This is a genomic window from Streptomyces sp. NPDC046881, assembly GCF_040645015.1.
In the GTDB taxonomy this organism is placed as follows: Bacteria; Actinomycetota; Actinomycetes; order Streptomycetales; family Streptomycetaceae; genus Streptomyces.
In genome coordinates this window covers 1-13,807 of record NZ_JBEYXJ010000081.1, presented here as the reverse complement: position 1 = coordinate 13,807, position 13,807 = coordinate 1, and the positions used below count along the sequence as shown (strand labels likewise).

Genomic DNA, 13,807 nt, shown 5'->3' with positions numbered 1-13,807 from the left:
AGCGTCACGAGGGGGAATCGTCCATGGCTCGTCGTCTGCGTCCGGTGGGGGTCGACTTCGTCGGGGCCGCGCCCGTACGTCTGGTCTTCGCGCGGAACATCTCGGCGCCCCCCGAGCAGGTCTTCCGCGCGCTCGCCGAGGACGTGCCCGGCTGGACGGAGTGGTTCTCGGCGGTGACGTCCGCCCGGGCCACCGACGGCGGCGCCGGGCGGGAGATCGGGCTCCGGGGCGGGACGCGGTTCGCGGAGACGGTGCTCGTGGCGAAGGCGCCCGAGGTGTACGCCTACCGGGTCGACACCACCAACGCGCCGGGCGCCCGTGCCCTGGCCGAGGAGTGGCATCTGGTTCCGCAGGGCACCGGCACCCGGGTGCGGTGGACCTTCGCCGCCGACGGGACGGCGCCGTTCCGGTTCGCCCTCGTGCTGGCCCGGCCCGGACTCAAGCGGGCCTTCCGCGACGCGGTGACGTCCCTGGACCGGCGGCTGTCCACGCGCTGATCAGTCGCGGGCGTGGTGCGCCTCGGTGACGACCGCTGCCATCAGTTCCGCGTCCAGCAGGGATACGTCCGCCAGGCGGGAGGCGGCGGACAGCGAGTTGAGCAGGGTCTTCGTGACGCGCAGGGCCGCCGGGGGACGGCGGACGACGGGTCTGGCCCAGGCGGCGACGGCCGCGTCCAGCTCCTGCGCCGGGACGACCTTCTGCAGGATGGACAGGGACTCGGCCTCCGCCGCGGTGAAGGCCCGGCCGGTGAGGACGAGTTCGCGGACCCGGGCGGCGCCGACCTCGTTGACGAGGCGGGGCAGCAGGCCGCCCCACGCGGTGGGCAGCCCGAGGGCCAGCTCGGGCAGCCGGAAGGTCGCGTCCTCGGCTCCCACCCGCAGATCGCAGGCGAGTGCCAGGGCCATGCCCGCCCCGATGACCTTGCCGTGGACGCGGGCGATGGTGACGGCCGGGTTCCCGGTCAGGGCGTCGCAGACGCGCCGCGCCTTGGTCCCCGACATCCGGATGCCGCTGCCGGCGGGGTCGTCGGCGAGGTGCCGGGTGTACTCGCCGCGGTCCCCGCCGAGGCAGAAGTCGTCCCCGCTCCCGGTGAGCACCAGGACCCGGACGTCCGGGTCCTGGTGCTGGAGGACCGCCAGGAGGTCGTCGAGCAGGGCGTCGGTGACGGTGTTGCCGTGCTCGGGGGTGTTCAGCTCGATGGTGAGGACGGGGCCGTCCCGGTGGGTTCGCAGGGTCTGCTGTGCGGGGCCGGCCGCGAGGGCCTCGAAGGAGAGGGCGGTCATGTGGTCACTTTCAGGGAGGTGACGCGCCGGAAGACCATCCGGGGCGCGTAGGTCGGGGCCGAGGTCGGCCGCAGGGTGGGGAATCGTTCCAGCAGCTGGGTGAGCAGCAGGCGGGCCTCCAGGCGGGCCAGGGCCGAGCCCAGGCAGTAGTGGGCGCCGCCGCCGAAGGTGAGGTGGCCGCCTCTGCGGCGGATGTCGAAGACGTGCGGGTCGTCGTTGCGGCGCGGGTCGTGGTTGGCGGCGCCGTACAGGACGTGGACGGTGGTGTCCCTGGCAACGGGTACGCCGGCGAGCACGGTGTCCTCGGCCGCGTAACGGGAGTTGAGGTGGATGGGCGGGTCGTAGCGCAGCGTCTCGTCGATCGCGTCGTCGATGTGCTCGGGGTGCCGGCGCAGCCAGTCGGCCCGGGCGGGGTCCCGGGTCAGGAACCACACCGCGTTGGCGAGCAGGGTGGCGGTGGTCTCCAGGGAGGCGATGGTGATGAACATCGTCAGGTCGTAGAGCGTCTGGTCCGCCGCCGCGCGGTCGTCGGGGTAGCAGGCGTCCCAGTGGCGGATCCAGCCGGAGAGGACATCGTTGCCAGGGCGCGCGCGCCGGTCGGCGATCAGGCGGGTGAAGAAGTCCCTCATCTCGGCGGTGGCCTGGGCGGAGGTCGCCAGTTCGCTCTTGGTGGGGAGCAGTTCCTGGGCGTGGACCTGCCGGTGGGTGAAGTCCAGGATGCACGGGTAGTGCTCGGCCGGGACGGCGAGCCAGTGGCCGACGGTGTGGATCGGGAGCTGGTCGCCGACCAGGGGGACGAAGTCGGCGGTGCCGTCGGTGCGCAGGTGTGACGCGAGGCGGTCGAGGAGCCCGGTGACGTGGGCGGCGATCCGGGGCCGCAGGTTCTCCAGGGTGCCGCGGTCGAAGAGGTTGCCCAGAGCGCGGCGCTGGAAGGTGTGCACGGGCGGGTTGAGGCGGGAGAGCGTCCGGGTCATCTCCAGGGTCGCCGGTTCCCGCCAGCGCGCGGTGTCGGCCTGGCGCTGCTGCCAGTCGAAGTCGGGGACGAGCCAGTTCCTGCCGCGCAGGACCTGGCTGCACGCCTCGAACCCGGTCACGAAGTAGCCGCCCCAGGGGGCCGGCACCACGTCGCCCAGCGCGCGCAGCTCGTCCCAGACGGGAAGCGGGTCGGCCTGTCCCTCGGCGGACCGCAGGCGACGGAGGAGGGGGATGACGGCTCGGCGGTCGGTGGTGGTACCGCTGATGACGCCAACGGCGGTCACGCGAAGCTCCTTTGTGGCTGGGCGCTACCGTTACCGCCGGAACCTACCCTTCCCCTCTCCTTCGTCATGCGCCTGACAGTGTTGCTCCCGTCACATGCCGCACATCAGACCCGGAAGATGTCCAGGAAGCTGCTCCAGAAGCCCTTCTTCCTGGCCGGTTCCTGACGCGCGGCGGCGAGCGGAGCCATGGCCGGCGGCTGGTCCGGCGCCGTGACGGTACGGTTCTGCAGCGCGGAGACCATGCGGGTGGCCGGGGTCGGGCTGAAGGCCACGGGCAGCGCGACGAGCGCCCGGTGGAACGGCCCGGGCCGCCACTCCAGCTCCTTCTCGTGGACCGCCAGCGTCAGGTCCGGCAGCGCGTTGAGGATCTTCTCGATCGCGGTGACGGCGATGACCTGCGCCGGGTCCTTGGCGGGGCAGGCGTGCGGACCGGCTCCCCAGGCCAGGTGGGCGCCCTTGCTGTGCATGCGGCGCGCCTCGGCCAGCGCGGGGTCGCTGTTGGCCGCGGCGAAGCTGATGACGACCGGGGTGTTGGCCTGCGCCACCACTCCCCCCAGGTCGACGTCCTGGACCGGGTAGTGGGTGGCGTAGTTGGCGATCGGCGTCTGGTTCCACAGCACGTGGTCGATCGCCTCCTCGATCAGCAGGCCGGAGTCGCGTCCGCTGCTGCCGGGCGACAGCAGCAGGAGCAGGGCGTTGCCGATGAGGTTGCGCTCGGGCTCCACGCCGGCGCCCATCAGCATGACCAGCTGGTCCTTGAGTTCCTCGTCGGTGAGGCCCGCGGGGTGCTGGATCAGCCAGGAGGTGACGTCGTCGCCGGGCCGGCGGCGCTTGAGCGCGATCAGCTCCATGAGGCAGGCGGTGAGCTCCTCGTTGGCGCGCAGGGCGTCCTGGCCGTCGAAGATCGCCGACATGGCGCTGGTGAGGGTGTCGCCGATGTCCGCCGGGCAGCCGAAGAGCTTGTTGAACAGCAGCAGCGGCAGCAGTTTGGCGTAGTCGTTGAGCAGGTCGGCCCGGCCCCGCTCGCTGAACTGGTCGATCAGGTAGTCGGCGAGGGGCTCGACGTCCCGGCGGATCCGGGTGATGTTGAGCCGGGCCAGGCTGTCCGTGACGGCCTTGCGTAGCCGCAGGTGCACGGCACCGTCGGTGAACAGGCAGTTCGGCCGGTACGCCATCATCGGCAGCACCGGGTTGTCCAGCGCGATGCGCCCGTCGTTCAGGGCCTTCCAGCGGCGGGCGTCCCGGGCGAAGAGCGTGGAGTTCTGCAGCACGCGCAGGGCCGTCTCGTGGCCGACGACCAGGGTGGCGTCGACACCGGGGGCGAGTTCGACCGGCCCGGCGGGACCGTGGGCGCGCAGCCGGTCGTAGACCTGGTGGGGGTCGGCGGCGAACGCGGTGTCGTGCATGGGGCATCTGCCGCCGGCGGGGGCGGGGGCTGACTGGCGGTCCATGGGGTTCCTTCTGCTGGCTTCGGGCCGGTGGTCCGGGGGATGGGGGTGTCAGGCGGCTCGGGTGAGCAGGTGACGCACGAGCGCGATCAGCGCGTGGGCGGAGGACTGCCGGTCGCGGGCGTCGCAGTAGACGACGGGCGTGTCCGGGAGCAGGTCGAGGGCCTCGCGCACCTCCGCCTCCTCGTACACCCTGCCCGACTCGAAGCCGTTGACGGCGATGGCGTACTCGAGGCCGTACCGCTCGACGAGGTCGATGACGGGGAAGGTCTCCTCCAGCCGGGCGGGGTCGACCAGGAGCAGCGCGCCCAGCGCGCCGCGCGCCATGTCCTCCCACAGCTGCATGAACCGCTGCTGGCCCGGGGTGCCGAACAGATACAGCACGAGGTCGTCGCTGAGCGTCAGCCGGCCGAAGTCCAGGGCCACGGTGGTGGTGGTCTTGTCCGTCACGCCCCTGAGGTCGTCCACGTGGAGCGACGCCTGCGTCATCTTCTCCTCGGTGCGCAGCGGGGTGATCTCCGACAGCGAGCCGATGAAGGTCGTCTTGCCCACGGCGAAGTGCCCGACGACCAGGATCTTGGCAGCGTTGGTCACCGCACTGGAGACGTATATGGAGCCGGGGGCCGTCTCAGCCGATGAGGGATTGGAGTCCATTCAGAACCTTTTCCAGGGTCGCTCTGTCAACGTTCTGAGCCCGGGGCGGCTCGGCTCGGCGCAGCAGGTGGCCCTGCTCGAATAAGTCGGTCAGCAGCAGTCGGGCCACCCCCACCGGCAGGCCGAGGTGGCCGGCCACCTCGGCGACCGACAGGTAGCCGCCCGCGCACAGCTTCCAGATCGCCGTCACCTCGGGGCCGGCTCCCAGCGGGGGTGTCCGGTCGGGAGCCAGGGTGACCAGGGTGTGCAGCGCCAGGTCGTCGGTGGCCGGCAGGGTCCGGCCGCCGGTGATGACGTAGGAGCGGACGAAGTCGCTGGTGACGGAGGCTTCCTCGCCGGGGCTCGTCATGCGCCCACGCCGTGGTCCGAGCGCGGTGCCACGCTCATCGCCTTGCTCAGGGCGGACACCGTCTTCTGCATGCGGAAGGACATCGCCTCCATGTCGACGTCCAGCGCGGCCGAGACGGCGAGGTAGGAACCCTGGCCGGCCGCGATCAGGAAGATCCAGCCGCCGTCGTACTCCAGCAGCGTCTGCTTCCAGATCCCGTGTCCCGCTCCCACGAACCCGGCGACGGCCCGGCTGAGCGACTGCATGGAGCTCATCGCGGCGGCGTTGGTCTCGGCGTCGTCCCGCCCGATGTCGTCCGAGCGCTGCAGCAGCAGGCCGTCGCCCGAGACGAGGATCGCGTGCCGGGCTCCGCGTACCTCGAGTACGTCGTTCAGCACCCAGGACAGGTCGATGTTCACTTGTTGTCAGGTCCTTCCGTGGTGTTCGTGGTGCGCCCGAGCTGTGTTCCGCGCGCGAACGCCCCGAGCCGCGACGCCGTCACCTCGCTGACCGGTTCGGCCGGCGCCTCCCGGCCGCCGGCGTCGAGGGACGGGACCACCGTGACGGGGCCACCGCGCCGCCGGCGTTTGGGCAGCCCCCCGGAGGTCGTCCCCACCACGTGCGAGGGGCCCACGACCGGGACCGGCGCCAGCCGCTGGGGGGCCGCCTCCCGGCCCTCGTCGTCCTGGACCTCGGCCGCGGGGGACGGCGCGTCGGCCGCGAGGAGACTTTCGGGCACACGAATCACTGCACGCACTCCGCCGTAGGGGGACACGGAACCGACGGAGACGGCGAAGCCGTAGCGGGCGGCGAGCATGCCGCACACGGCGAAGCCGAACCGCGGCGGGTCGCCGAGACCGGTGATGTCGACGGGACCGTCGACCGACAGCAGCGCCGCGGCCCGGTCCTTGGTCTCCTGGTCCATGCCGAGCCCGGCGTCGTCCACGATGAAGCAGACCCCGGTCGGTACGGCCTGGATGTTGACCTCGACGGGGGTGCCGGGCGCGCTGTAGTTCGTCGCGTTGTCCAGCAGCTCGGCCAGGACGACGGCCACCGGTTCGACCGCCTTGCCGACGAGGGAGACGTTGACCTGGGAGTGGACGCTGACCCGGTCGAAGTCCCTGATCCTGCCCTGCGCGCTGCGCGCGACGTCGTACACCGTGGCGGCGCGCTCGCGGCGGCCCAGCCAGCCGCCGCACAGCACGGAGATGCCCTTGGCGCGGCGGCTGAACTGGCTGCCGGTGTGGTCGACCGTCATCAGGTCGGCCAGCACCTCGGTGGTGTCGCCGTACTTCTTCAGCAGGCTGTCCAGGAGCACCTGCTGTTCCTCGGCGAGCGACTGGAGCGTTCCCATCGCGGACTTCAGCACCGCCTTGGTGGCGGCCTCCGCGTCGGCGCGTACGTCGGCGAGGTCGCGCTGGTGCTGCGCGGTCAGCGTGGCGATGTGCGCGTGGAGCTGACCGACATCGCCGCGGGCCTCCCCCAGCCCGGTCTCCAGGTCCTTTCTCGTTCTTCGGAGCGCCATGTTGGTTCTCCGGGCCCGCATCACTGCGGCAACCGCAGCGACGAGCACCACAATCAAGATCCACAGCAGTGGATCCTGGGTCAATGACGTCATGAGACTCTCTTCAAGTCGCATCGCGCCAGAAGCGTGAGCAGCGCGATGGTGCCTTTGAGACTGTCCCCCCGGACGCGTTCATGACACGCCGTCAGCCCACTGAAAAGTGGGATGATCTTATCAGTCACACAGGCACAACCAGCGTGCGCAGAGCCTTAATTGAGCCGACACGAAACCCACACAGACCCGCAACCCGCCCGTCGTACGACGGCTGCCGCGGGGGCGGCTCAGGCCGGCCACGCACCCGTCGTCAGGAACGAGTCGAGCACCGCCGCGTACGGCGCGATGTCCAGGCCCTGCTCCGCGAGCCACGCGTCCGAGTAGTACTTGTCCAGGTACCGGTCGCCCGGGTCGCACAGCAGGGTGACGACACTGCCGGTACGCCCCTCGGCCACCATCTCGGCGACGATCTTCAGCGCGCTCCACAGACCGGTGCCCGTGGAGCCGCCCGCCTTGCGGCCGATGGCCCCCTCCAGCGCCCGTACGGCGGCGACGCTGGCCGCGTCCGGGACCTTCATCATCCGGTCGATCGCGCCGGGCACGAAGCTGGGTTCCATGCGGGGCCGGCCGATGCCCTCGATCCGGGAGCCGCAGTCGCAGGTGACGTGCGGGTCGCCGGTGGTCCAGCCGTCGAAGAAACAGGAGTTCTCGGGGTCGGCGACACAGATCCGGGTGTCGTACTGCATGTAGTGGACGTAGCGCGCGAGGGTCGCCGAGGTGCCGCCGGTGCCCGCCGTGGCGACGATCCAGGCCGGCTCCGGGAACCGCTCCAGCTGCAACTGCCGGAAGATCGACTCGGCGATGTTGTTGTTGCCGCGCCAGTCCGTGGCCCGTTCGGCGTAGGTGAACTGGTCCATGTAGTGGCCGTCGGTCTCCACCGCGAGGCGGGCCGACTCCTCGTACATCTTGCGGGAGTCGTCCACGAAGTGGCACCGTCCGCCGTGGAACTCGATGAGGCGGATCTTCTCGGCGCTCGTCGTGCGCGGCATGACCGCGATGAAGGGCACGCCGATCAGCTTCGCGAAGTAGGCCTCGGAGACGGCCGTCGAGCCGCTGGACGCCTCGATCACCGGGCGGTCCGGGCGGATCCAGCCATTGCAGAGGCCGTAGAGGAACAGGGAGCGGGCGAGCCGGTGCTTGAGGCTTCCGGTGGGATGGGTGGACTCGTCCTTCAGGTACAGGTCGATGCCCCACCGCTCGGGCAGCGGGAAGCGCAGCAGGTGCGTGTCGGCCGACCGGTTGGCGTCCGCCTGGACCTTGCGGACGGCTTCTTTCAGCCAGACTCGGTAGGCGGCGTCACTGCGGTCGACGTCGAGGGTGGCGCCGGTGGTGGTCCGGGGGGTGGTGCTCACGGCGGGGCTCCTTATGCTGATCGCCGACGGCGCCTCACGCGGGCCGGCAGATCGAGCATAGGCAGCTTTCAGACCGCTTCCCACCTGCATAAACGCATCTTTGAGCCGCCCAAAGACGCCCTGGGGCACACGCGTGCGACGCCCTGGGGGGCGCACGGGCACGCGCGCTACGGGCCGCTGTCGCATGCGCCCCGTGCGTACTGGTGCTCCACGCCGTACCGGGGCAGACTGCACGCGACGGGACCACCGTCCCGAACGGGGGCGCACAGGGAACCGAACGGGAACACCGTAAGGGGGCGGCGAGACATGGCGGAGCCGGAGTTCACGGCCACCGGCGTGCGCATCGGCAAACGCCTGCGTTCGCTCACCCGGGCCGGACAGGTCCGGATCAGCGACGGCAGGCTGCAGTTGCTCACCAGCTACGGCAGCGAGATCGACAGCGCGCCGGTGCAGGCGGTGCGCGCGTCCAAGCCGTGGTTCGTGCCGGACGACCGGGCGCTGGCCGACGTCAACGGCACGCGGTATCTGCTGACACTGGGCGAGCACGACCCCGCGCCCGGGCAGCCCGGGCCGCCCGCCGCACGGCGGTTCGTCGAGGCGGTGCGCCGGGCGGCGGGCCGCGGCGGCTGAGCGGCCGGACGCCGTCCACGGTACGCAGCGGTCGGTCGCGGCGAGTTGCGGGAGCGCATCCGCTGCGTCACGCTGGTCTCACGTCACTCTGGGTTTACCGGCGATAACGCTGCGAACCAGCCCGCCGGCCACGACAGCAGGCGGACGTTTGGACGCAAGCACCCTGCTGGATCCGTTGTTCTCCGTGTTCTTCCGGTTCCTCCGGACCTCACATCGGGGAGTCGCAGCCGTGATCAGTCACCCAAGCAGGCACTGCACGGTGGAGCTCCAAGCCCTGCCGTCGCGGATCGGCCAGGTCCGCAGAATCGTATCTGCGCAGTTGCGCTACTGGCATATGGACCCGTTGATAGACCGGGCCGCGCTCGGTGTGACGGAGCTGCTGAGCAACGTCCACCGGCACGCCAGGCCCGACAAGTCGTGCACCGTCGAGCTGGAGCTGCTGCCGGACCGGCTCACCGTCTCGGTACGCGACCACGATCCGCGCCTTCCGGTACCGGCCGACGCCCCCGCCGCGGCGGACGCCACCCCGCTGGCCACCTGCGGGCGGGGCCTGGCCATGGTGGCCGCGGTCAGCGAGAGCTGGGGCGCGCGGCCGGACGGCGAGAACGGCAAGGTGGTGTGGTTCACCCTGCCGGCCACGACAGCACCACGCAGCAACCCGGAACGCCCGCCACGAGACACGACACGACCGACACCGGTGCCTGCGGGTACGGCGGCGGCCGGGGCGGGGGCTTCCTTGCCGGCGGCCGGCGCGGGGGCTTCGGTTCCGGGTGGGGCCGGGAGTTCGGTTCCGGTTGGCGCCAGGGCTTCGGTTCCGGCTGGGGCCGGGGCTTCGGTTCCGGTGGTGGTCGGCGTGGTGAACGGTGCCGCTTCGTCCGCGCGGGCCGCGGTCGGGGCGGGTGTCGTGGCGGACAGTGGGGCTGTCGGCGAGGTCGGCGGCGCGGTGCCCGTCGGGAGTGCGGCTGCGGCCGGTCGTACGGCACCCGTGCCCGGCCATGGCGCGGCACCCGCGCGCACGGCGGTACCGGCGGGAAGCACCGCCTCCGCACCCGCCGGACGTACGGCGTCGGCGCCCGTCACCGCCACGCCTCCGGCGGCTGCCCCCGCGGCGCGACCGGCGTCACCCGGCACCGGGACACCGCCTCCCGCCAGGCCGGCGGTTCGCCGCTGACCAAGTAATGACCTGCCCGGGTAACACCTCCGCAGGCAGCGGAAGATGGACACCCTGGACCCCGGGCAAGGGGCCCGGGGCGTTCTCACTGGGCACCCGGTGACCGGCACCCGGCCAGGGCAGGTGCCGAGGTCGCTCGCCGTGCCCGACGCAGCGTCCCCCAACGCCCCGCAGCGGGGCCCGTGTCCGGTCTCCGGCGCGGAGCCGCAGGGGGTTTCGAGAGCCCCCGGCCGGGAAGGCGACGTCAACGCCGTACAGGGCGCACGACGCGGGCCGCCGCCATGACCGCGGTCGTCATGCCATGCCCCGCTTGCCCATGCGGCCGAACTGTTCGTCCAGGACGGACAGGCGGCGCCAGTACTCGTCCTCGTCGATCTCGCCGGAGGCGAAGCGGCGGCCGAGGAGGGCGAGTGGCGAGTCGCCCGCCGGGCGCCCCGTGTCCACCGGCCGCCAGAGGCCCCCGCGCCGGGCGGTGCGGCGCAGGACGGTGACGGCGCCGATCACGGCGGCCGCCCAGACGAGCGGGAGGAACAGGATCCACGGGCCGGGCCCGCCGTCCCAGTGCGCCAGGGTCTGCATCTCGGGTGTCTCCCTCGGTCGGGGCTTTCGGTGACGCCCCGAGGCTCCCTCCCGCAAGGGGCCCACGTCGTCGTGCGGCCGGCGGCAGTGCGCGTACCACCCCGGGAGTACGGGCCGCGGAGCTGGCGCTCTGTAACTACTAGTATGTACAGTGAGCGCATGAGCACCTCGGAACGACTCATCGAGTCCACCCGCGAGCTGCTGTGGGAGCGCGGCTACGTGGGCACCAGCCCCAAGGCGATCCTGGAGCGCGCGGGAGCCGGTCAGGGCAGCATGTACCACCACTTCAAGGGCAAGCCGGATCTCGCCCTGGCGGCGATCCGGCGCACCGCGGACGAACTGCGGGCCACCGCCGAGGCGGTGCTGGACGGCCCGGGCACGCCGTACGAGCGCATCGAGGCGTACCTGCTGCGCGAGCGTGACGTGCTGCGGGGCTGCCCGGTGGGCCGGCTGACCATGGACCCGGACGTGATCGCGAGCGAGGAGCTGCGCGCGCCGGTCGACGAGACGATCGGCGCCATCCGCGACCGGATCGCGGAGATCGTCGAAGAGGGCAAGCGGCAGGGGCAGTTCGCGCCCGGCCTGGACGGCGCGGAGATCGCCGCCGCCGTCCTCGCGACCGTGCAGGGCGGCTATGTCCTCGCCCGCGCGTCCGGATCGCCCGCCGCTTTCGACGCCGGTGTGCGCGGTCTGCTCTCCATGCTCGCCCCGCCGTCCCCCGGACAGGAGAACTGAGTCACGTGCACATCACCCGACAGCGTCCCGACACCCGTCAGGGTCCGGCCGAGCACTTCACCGGCACGGTCTGGCTGGACGAGATAGCGGCCCCCGCGGCCCCCTCCCGGCTGCGGATGTTCAACGTCCACTTCGCCCCGGGCGCGCACACGGCCTGGCACCGGCACCCGCACGGGCAGGTGCTGCACGTCCTGGAGGGCGAGGGGCTGGTGCAGCGCAGGGGCGGTGCGGTCGAGGAGATCCGCGCGGGCGACACGGTGTGGATCGAGCCGGACGAATGGCACTGGCACGGTGCCGGGCCCCGCACCTTCATGACCCACCTGGCGGTCGTGGAGGCCGCGGCGGACGGCACGACGGTCGAGTGGCACGCGCACGTGACCGACTACCCGGCCTGAGAAGGGAATTGCGACATGCACGCCATGCAGTACGAGTTCACCCTGCCCGCCGACTACGACATGGGGGTCGTCCGCTCGCGCGTCGCCCGGGTCGGGCACCTGCTGGACGACTGGGACGGCCTCGGCATCAAGACGTACGTGATGCGCGAGCGCGGGGTGAACGGCTCGCCGGTGAACCAGTACGGGCCCTTCTACCTCTGGGACACCATGGAGGGGATGAACAGCTTCCTGTGGGGCGGGGCGTTCCAGGGACCGGTCGACGACTTCGGACGGCCCGCGGTCCGGCAGTGGACCGGCCTGGCGTTCGAGGAGGGCACGGCGACCGCCGCCACGCCGGCGTTCGCCGTCCGGCGGCGCCGACCGGTGCCGGAGGGCGTGGAGTTGGCGTCCTTCATGGCGGACGCGGTGGCCGAGACCGGGAGGCTGGCGGGGCAGGACGGTGCGGTGCTCGCGGCGGCCGCCGTGGACACGCGCGCCTGGGAGCTGGTGCACTTCTCCCTCTGGGAGCAGGACGCACCGAAGGCCGACGGGGACGTCTTCGAGGTGCTGCACCTGTCCGCACCCGGCCGGGAGCGGCTCCCGCGCGGCCGGCAGTGGTGACCCGCGTCCGTACGGTCCTCGGGGACGTGCGGCCCGCGGAGCTGGGCGTGTGCGACGCGCACGACCACCTCTTCCTGCGCAGCCCGCGGTTGCCGGGACAGGAGCTGGACGACGTGTCCGCCGCGCGGGCCGAGCTGGCGGCGTTCCGCGCGGCGGGCGGAGCGGCTGTCGTGCAGTGGACGCCGTACGGGATGGGCCGGCGGGCGGCGGAGCTGCCGGCGCTGTCCCGGGCGACCGGGGTGGGCATCGTCTGCGCCACGGGACTGCACCAAGCGGCGCACTACGACGCCGAGTCGCTCGCCCGGCTGCGGGGCGGGCGGCTCGCCGGGCTGTTCGTCTCGGAACTCACCGAGGGCATCGGCACGACCGGGGTGCGGGCCGGTCTGATCAAGGTGGCCGGTGGGTTCCACGGGCTCGACGCGCACGCCCGCTGGACGATGTCGGCGGCGGCGGAGGCGCACCACGCCACCGGCGCGCCCGTCGCCGTACACCTGGAGCTGGGCACCGGCGCACCGGACGTACTCGACCTGCTGTGCGGTGAGTTGGGGGTGCCGGCAGAGCGGGTGATCCTGGGGCACCTGAACCGCTTCCCCGACCCGGTGCTGCACCGGCAGGCCGCCGCGTCGGGCTGCTGGCTGGCCTTCGACGGGCCGTCCCGCGCCCACCACGCCACCGACTGGCGGATGCCGGAGGCGGTACGGGACCTGGCGGAGGCGGGGTTCGGGGACCGGCTCCTGCTCGGCGGGGACACGGTGGTCGCCGGTGCCCGCTCGGTCGACGGCGGGCCCGGGATGCCGTACCTGCTGCGCCGGGTGCGGCAGCGGCTGGCGGAGACGGTCGGCGCCGAGCTGGTGGAGCGCATCCTCGCCGAGCATCCGGGGCGGGCGTTCGGGGCCGGCTGGAGCTGAGCGGTCGTGGCCCGATCCGGTGGATCTTCGTCCCTCCGGATGGTGTCGCGGCGGGCCGTGGTCCGGAGGATGGGAACCGACGACCGCCGACCGCTGTCCGGAGGGACGGGAAAACACATGGCCCTGGAGATGCGCGAGCGCTGCGAGCGCTGCGAGACCGCCGCACTGCCGCCGGACGGCCCGGCCCGCATCTGCTCGTACGAGTGCACGTTCTGCGAGGCGTGTGCCGCGACCCTGGAGCAGGTCTGCCCCAACTGCGGGGGCGAACTGGTGCCCAGACCGCGCCGGGCATCCGCCGTCGAAGCCGCGACATGAGACGTCGGGAGCACCGAGACCGGCCGGCGGGCGGGGCGTGAGGTTCGGCAACACGTCGGCGTGCGGGGCCGGCCCGGCCCCCGCCCCGCTCCACGCGCCGGGCCGAAGGCCACCTGCCCTTCCCCCGCCGCGCCAGGCCGCCCCGGCCAGCACCCCCAGCGAACGGGAGGCGTCACGAGCACCGACGCCGGCCGGCGGGCGAGGCGTGAGGTCGGCAACACGTCGGCGTGCAGGGCCGGGCCGGGCCGAAGGCCACCTGCCCTGCCCCCGCCGCGCCAGGCGGCCCCGGCCAGCACCCCCAGCGAACGGGAGGCGTCGCGAGCACCGAGACCGGCCGGCGGCCGGGGCGTGAGGTTCGGCAACACGTCGGCGTGCAGGGCCGGCCCGGCCCCCACCCGGCCCGACGCACCGGGCCGAAGGCCGCCGCCCTTCTCCGACCGCGCCAGGCGGCCCCGGCCAGCACCCCCAGCGAACGGGAGGCGTCGCGAGCACCGAGACCGGCCGGCGGCCGGGGCGTGAGGTTCGGCAACAC

16 protein-coding genes and 1 pseudogene are annotated in these 13,807 nt (G+C 72.7%); 8 read left to right on the top strand and 9 right to left on the bottom strand.

Annotated elements, in window-relative coordinates; all coding sequences use genetic code 11:
- Window positions 1–23: 23 nt before the first annotated feature.
- On the top strand, window positions 24–497 hold the full coding sequence (locus tag ABZ923_RS29795; RefSeq protein ID WP_361477516.1) for an SRPBCC family protein: 474 nt from the start codon (window positions 24–26) through the stop codon (window positions 495–497).
- Here ABZ923_RS29795 and ABZ923_RS29790 read toward each other — a convergent pair whose 3' ends face one another.
- The 8 genes from ABZ923_RS29790 to ABZ923_RS29755 all read right to left on the bottom strand — a co-directional run bounded on the left by ABZ923_RS29790 (window position 498) and on the right by ABZ923_RS29755 (window position 7,942).
- Window positions 498–1,283 carry an enoyl-CoA hydratase/isomerase family protein gene (locus tag ABZ923_RS29790; RefSeq protein WP_361477513.1) on the bottom strand — a complete coding sequence of 262 codons (786 nt, stop codon included), beginning with the start codon at window positions 1,281–1,283 and terminating at the stop codon, window positions 498–500.
- Complete coding sequence (locus ABZ923_RS29785; protein WP_361477510.1) at window positions 1,280–2,542, bottom strand: cytochrome P450; 1,263 nt, start codon at window positions 2,540–2,542, stop codon at window positions 1,280–1,282. Before ABZ923_RS29785 ends, ABZ923_RS29790 begins: the two co-directional genes overlap by 4 nt.
- Before the next feature lie 104 nt (window positions 2,543–2,646).
- Window positions 2,647–3,948 (bottom strand): cytochrome P450, encoded by a 1,302-nt coding sequence (locus ABZ923_RS29780; RefSeq protein ID WP_361477574.1) that lies wholly within the window; start codon window positions 3,946–3,948, stop codon window positions 2,647–2,649.
- A 93-nt stretch (window positions 3,949–4,041) separates the two neighbouring features.
- Window positions 4,042–4,644 (bottom strand): ATP/GTP-binding protein, encoded by a 603-nt coding sequence (locus ABZ923_RS29775; RefSeq protein ID WP_361477507.1) that lies wholly within the window; start codon window positions 4,642–4,644, stop codon window positions 4,042–4,044.
- Window positions 4,619–4,993, bottom strand: coding sequence for a DUF742 domain-containing protein (locus tag ABZ923_RS29770; RefSeq protein ID WP_361477504.1), 375 nt, complete (start codon window positions 4,991–4,993; stop codon window positions 4,619–4,621). Before ABZ923_RS29770 ends, ABZ923_RS29775 begins: the two co-directional genes overlap by 26 nt.
- The gene (locus ABZ923_RS29765; protein ID WP_361477501.1) at window positions 4,990–5,391 is read right to left on the bottom strand and encodes a roadblock/LC7 domain-containing protein; all 402 of its coding nucleotides are present in this window, start codon (window positions 5,389–5,391) and stop codon (window positions 4,990–4,992) included. Before ABZ923_RS29765 ends, ABZ923_RS29770 begins: the two co-directional genes overlap by 4 nt.
- Window positions 5,388–6,590, bottom strand: a complete 1,203-nt coding sequence (locus ABZ923_RS29760) for an ATP-binding protein (RefSeq protein WP_361477498.1) — start codon at window positions 6,588–6,590, stop codon at window positions 5,388–5,390. Before ABZ923_RS29760 ends, ABZ923_RS29765 begins: the two co-directional genes overlap by 4 nt.
- Before the next feature lie 227 nt (window positions 6,591–6,817).
- Window positions 6,818–7,942 (bottom strand): PLP-dependent cysteine synthase family protein, encoded by a 1,125-nt coding sequence (locus ABZ923_RS29755; RefSeq protein WP_361477495.1) that lies wholly within the window; start codon window positions 7,940–7,942, stop codon window positions 6,818–6,820.
- A 306-nt stretch (window positions 7,943–8,248) separates the two neighbouring features.
- Between ABZ923_RS29755 and ABZ923_RS29750 the strand changes: the two genes are divergently transcribed.
- Both ABZ923_RS29750 and ABZ923_RS29745 read left to right on the top strand, forming a co-directional pair.
- Window positions 8,249–8,572, top strand: a complete 324-nt coding sequence (locus ABZ923_RS29750; RefSeq protein ID WP_208030697.1) for a hypothetical protein — start codon at window positions 8,249–8,251, stop codon at window positions 8,570–8,572.
- 229 nt (window positions 8,573–8,801) lie between these two features.
- Window positions 8,802–9,215: pseudogene (locus tag ABZ923_RS29745) on the top strand (ATP-binding protein); the annotation flags it as partial.
- Between the two features lie 822 nt (window positions 9,216–10,037).
- Here the strand turns inward: ABZ923_RS29745 and ABZ923_RS29740 are convergent.
- Window positions 10,038–10,322 carry an SHOCT domain-containing protein gene (locus tag ABZ923_RS29740; protein ID WP_361477492.1) on the bottom strand — a complete coding sequence of 95 codons (285 nt, stop codon included), beginning with the start codon at window positions 10,320–10,322 and terminating at the stop codon, window positions 10,038–10,040.
- Window positions 10,323–10,481: 159 nt separating this feature from the next.
- Here ABZ923_RS29740 and ABZ923_RS29735 point away from each other — a divergent pair, with 159 nt between their 5' ends.
- The 5 genes from ABZ923_RS29735 (at window position 10,482) to ABZ923_RS29715 (ending at window position 13,275) form a co-directional block, all read left to right on the top strand.
- Entirely contained in the window at window positions 10,482–11,057 is a 576-nt protein-coding gene (locus ABZ923_RS29735) for a TetR/AcrR family transcriptional regulator (protein WP_361477489.1), read from the top strand.
- 5 nt (window positions 11,058–11,062) lie between these two features.
- The gene (locus tag ABZ923_RS29730; RefSeq protein ID WP_361477486.1) at window positions 11,063–11,452 is read left to right on the top strand and encodes a cupin domain-containing protein; all 390 of its coding nucleotides are present in this window, start codon (window positions 11,063–11,065) and stop codon (window positions 11,450–11,452) included.
- Between the two features lie 15 nt (window positions 11,453–11,467).
- On the top strand, window positions 11,468–12,052 hold the full coding sequence (locus tag ABZ923_RS29725; RefSeq protein ID WP_361477483.1) for a DUF4865 family protein: 585 nt from the start codon (window positions 11,468–11,470) through the stop codon (window positions 12,050–12,052).
- Window positions 12,049–12,960: a phosphotriesterase gene (locus ABZ923_RS29720; RefSeq protein WP_361477480.1), complete on the top strand. Its 912-nt coding sequence runs from the start codon at window positions 12,049–12,051 to the stop codon at window positions 12,958–12,960. Before ABZ923_RS29725 ends, ABZ923_RS29720 begins: the two co-directional genes overlap by 4 nt.
- A 117-nt stretch (window positions 12,961–13,077) precedes the next feature.
- Window positions 13,078–13,275 carry a DUF1272 domain-containing protein gene (locus ABZ923_RS29715; protein ID WP_361477477.1) on the top strand — a complete coding sequence of 66 codons (198 nt, stop codon included), beginning with the start codon at window positions 13,078–13,080 and terminating at the stop codon, window positions 13,273–13,275.
- The last annotated feature ends 532 nt before the right edge of the window (window positions 13,276–13,807 follow it).

Coding starts and splice junctions, on each gene's coding strand:
- ABZ923_RS29760 (WP_361477498.1), bottom strand. CDS start 6,590: ATGACGTCATTGACCCAGGATCCACTGCTGTGGATCTTGATTGTGGTG.
- ABZ923_RS29780 (WP_361477574.1), bottom strand. CDS start 3,948: ATGCACGACACCGCGTTCGCCGCCGACCCCCACCAGGTCTACGACCGG.
- ABZ923_RS29770 (WP_361477504.1), bottom strand. CDS start 4,993: ATGACGAGCCCCGGCGAGGAAGCCTCCGTCACCAGCGACTTCGTCCGC.
- ABZ923_RS29740 (WP_361477492.1), bottom strand. CDS start 10,322: ATGCAGACCCTGGCGCACTGGGACGGCGGGCCCGGCCCGTGGATCCTG.
- ABZ923_RS29735 (WP_361477489.1), top strand. CDS start 10,482: ATGAGCACCTCGGAACGACTCATCGAGTCCACCCGCGAGCTGCTGTGG.
- ABZ923_RS29750 (WP_208030697.1), top strand. CDS start 8,249: ATGGCGGAGCCGGAGTTCACGGCCACCGGCGTGCGCATCGGCAAACGC.
- ABZ923_RS29715 (WP_361477477.1), top strand. CDS start 13,078: ATGGCCCTGGAGATGCGCGAGCGCTGCGAGCGCTGCGAGACCGCCGCA.
- ABZ923_RS29790 (WP_361477513.1), bottom strand. CDS start 1,283: ATGACCGCCCTCTCCTTCGAGGCCCTCGCGGCCGGCCCCGCACAGCAG.
- ABZ923_RS29795 (WP_361477516.1), top strand. CDS start 24: ATGGCTCGTCGTCTGCGTCCGGTGGGGGTCGACTTCGTCGGGGCCGCG.
- ABZ923_RS29725 (WP_361477483.1), top strand. CDS start 11,468: ATGCACGCCATGCAGTACGAGTTCACCCTGCCCGCCGACTACGACATG.
- ABZ923_RS29775 (WP_361477507.1), bottom strand. CDS start 4,644: ATGGACTCCAATCCCTCATCGGCTGAGACGGCCCCCGGCTCCATATAC.